The sequence below is a fragment of the uncultured Nitrospira sp. genome, assembly GCA_902500695.1.
Lineage (GTDB): Bacteria > Nitrospirota > Nitrospiria > Nitrospirales > UBA8639 > Nitrospira_E.
The window spans coordinates 2,423-4,972 of sequence record CABVRQ010000139.1; the positions used below are offsets into that span (position 1 = coordinate 2,423).

At 49.3% G+C, this 2,550-nt stretch carries 4 protein-coding genes; all 4 read right to left on the reverse strand.

Going from position 1 to position 2,550, the window contains the following annotated elements; all coding sequences use genetic code 11:
• Positions 1-329: hypothetical protein (locus AAH187_RS18675; RefSeq protein ID WP_342350000.1), on the reverse strand; the 329-nt coding region annotated here is incomplete at its 3' end.
• A 63-nt stretch (positions 330-392) separates the two neighbouring features.
• On the reverse strand, positions 393-1,859 hold the full coding sequence (locus AAH187_RS18680) for an O-antigen ligase family protein (protein WP_342350001.1): 1,467 nt from the start codon (positions 1,857-1,859) through the stop codon (positions 393-395).
• Positions 1,856-2,263: a hypothetical protein gene (locus AAH187_RS18685; protein ID WP_342350002.1), complete on the reverse strand. Its 408-nt coding sequence runs from the start codon at positions 2,261-2,263 to the stop codon at positions 1,856-1,858. The genes AAH187_RS18680 and AAH187_RS18685 overlap by 4 nt, the downstream gene beginning before the upstream one ends.
• An 8-nt stretch (positions 2,264-2,271) precedes the next feature.
• A partial coding sequence (locus tag AAH187_RS18690) for a DapH/DapD/GlmU-related protein (RefSeq protein ID WP_342350003.1) occupies positions 2,272-2,550 on the reverse strand: 279 nt, incomplete at its 5' end.

Below are 2,550 nucleotides of genomic sequence, written 5' to 3' on the forward strand. Positions count from 1 at the left end.
CTGGCCCACATCGATCCGATAAACGACCGTGAATACACATGACTGATGCCGGCATCGGCCAGATCGACACGCATAGTGGCATAGACTTCCCGGCAAGTGCGCCAATAACCCCAAGCACCTGCGACCGGAGAAAGAACAGGGGCTACATAAGCCTTTAGATGATATTGAGCGGCAATGACTGCCACAGCTTCCTGAGCACGCGATGGAGAAATTTCAGCGCCGGCGAAACGACAGGAAAATCCTTCCTGATTCAGAAATGAGGCAACCGAGAGAACCTGCGCATGCAAGATCGGACTATCCAGTGCGGGCCACTCGGGGACAAAAAACAAGATATTCTTTTCTGACGTAATCAATCGTGATCTCTCTGAATGGGAAAATTGACAGTACGATTTTCAACAAGAGCCTGGCGAAGGCTCAACTCTATTCGTAGCGTGCCCTACGAAGTAAATGGCGGAATACGCACCCAACGCCAGCCAAAAGAGCTTCACATCCTGGTACGTGACAGTTGCAATCATGAAACAAAACCCGAATAGCCCCGAGAGAGCTATCCGACTCAGATGAATATCATTTGATTCGCCGGCTACTGCCGTCCCCATCCGTAATTTTCTTCCAGCTTGAATGGCCACGATGATAACCGACAGGTAGAGGGCAAATCCCACGACTCCGGTCTCTGCAAGGACCTGCAAATAGCTGTTGTGTACCGCGCCATGATATCGATCATAAAAGGCCGACATGCCATTCCCGAACACCGGGGAGTCAAACCACATTGCCAGCGCCTGTTTCCATAAAGTAAATCGTCCAGTTGCGCCTTCATTGACGGCATCCCCAATACCAAAAATACGCTTATTCAGGGCAGGAATGAGCATGACAGCCATGGAGAAGGCTCCGGCGAACACGCCAACCGGGACAATTCCTTTCACAAGATTTCCACGCAGGAGATAAAAGCCCACCACGAGAGCCGTCGCGAGAAAGCCACTTCGGCTGTAAGTTCCCACACATCCAATCGCCGTCATGCATGCAATGCCGGTCCAAAATAGTTTGCCCATTCCCTTACTGCCATGGTGAAAGGCAAGGGCAAGCGCCAGAGGAAAAACGAGACCCGTGCTGATATAGTTCGGCTCTTCACCAGGCAATAAAAATCGCCTCCCGATTTCGCCACCATGTCGAATATTGATGCGATCTTCAAGACCAAACTGATCATGAAAAAGCTTGGCCTCCATCATGCGATAGAGCACCGTATTGTCTCCCAGCAGGATGTGAATGGTCTTCACAATCGTGGCTAAACCGGCCACAATCGCCCACCACATCAGGACTCTGCCAAGATCAACCCGTGTTTTTACCGTCAGAACCAGAATCCCGAGCAACACCACTCCCTCGAGATACTTCATGAAGTAGGGGAGCGCCAAAGTCATATTGTCCGACAAGACCATTTGTACGGCTCCAAAAAGCACAAATGCCATGGCAGTAAAGAGAACCTGGCTAGAACTGAGTAAGAGCCTCCCAAGCGAAGCAGGATTCAAGACCACGGTTAAACCTAGGGTTAACGCCACCACAACGGAAAAAATATTGGGAACGCCCACAGTGACGGCAGGGGTATAAAAAACTAAGAGTAAAACAAGCAGGCCATTGGTTGGATTTCGAAGGACAAGGACCATTGTCACGACGAGAAATGCTGCAGGTGCAGCAATTCCCAGACTCAAGACTGAGGATCCTAAAACCAGCCCCCACAATGCCAACAGTAAGATCACGTCCAACAAGCCAAAACTTGAATGGATAACGCCGTCAGGCTTGGTTGCGCCCGTGTCTGACATCACTAGTTGTCCGCGAAGGGAAGGTCCCATAGCCGTCATGTCATTCATGACCTTGCCGCCAGCTTTCGGTAAACGGCCGTCTGCCCAAGGCAGAAGGCCGGGTTCATTCGACAGAGAAGAGCAAACATCTGGGACTTGCTTCTCGGAAGCACAAAGCTCTGGGCAGGGCGATAGTTACCAAACTCATGATGAACCATATCAAGACTGGGAGTGAGTTCCATCTGTTGTAATGCAGTATTATTATACTCCCGATAATGCGCAGGATTATGACAATTGAGCTTGATACGTTCGCAAGGGTTGGTCCCTCGCAACAATCGCAACCGTTTAGGCAATGCGATAGCATTGATCGCAATCCAAACAATCAATTCGTCTTCAACGCAAATCACAGCAATTATATATCCATTAGCCTTTCCACCTATCTTTACCTCTTTTACTGAACTGACTTCTTTCATTTTTTTAACTAACGCCTTGTCCGAACGACTCTCGCCGGATTACCAACAACCACGGAATAAGGAGGCACTTCCTTTGTCACAACAGCACCAGCTCCCACAATTGTACCTTTCCCAATTCTGACACCTTTCAGAATAATTGCATTCGCCCCGATCCACACATCATCTTCGATCACAATCCGTTCGTACTTTCCCATCCCCTGGTCCATCATCGAAACATCTATTGAATCAAAACAATGGTCGCGACCATAGATTGTCACTCGTGGCCCCATCATTACATCGTCGCCAAT

Excerpts from the sequence above, each read along its gene's own strand:
- AAH187_RS18680 (WP_342350001.1), bottom strand. The coding sequence starts at position 1,859 with ATGAATGACATGACGGCTATGGGACCTTCCCTTCGCGGACAACTAGTG.
- AAH187_RS18685 (WP_342350002.1), bottom strand. The coding sequence starts at position 2,263 with ATGAAAGAAGTCAGTTCAGTAAAAGAGGTAAAGATAGGTGGAAAGGCT.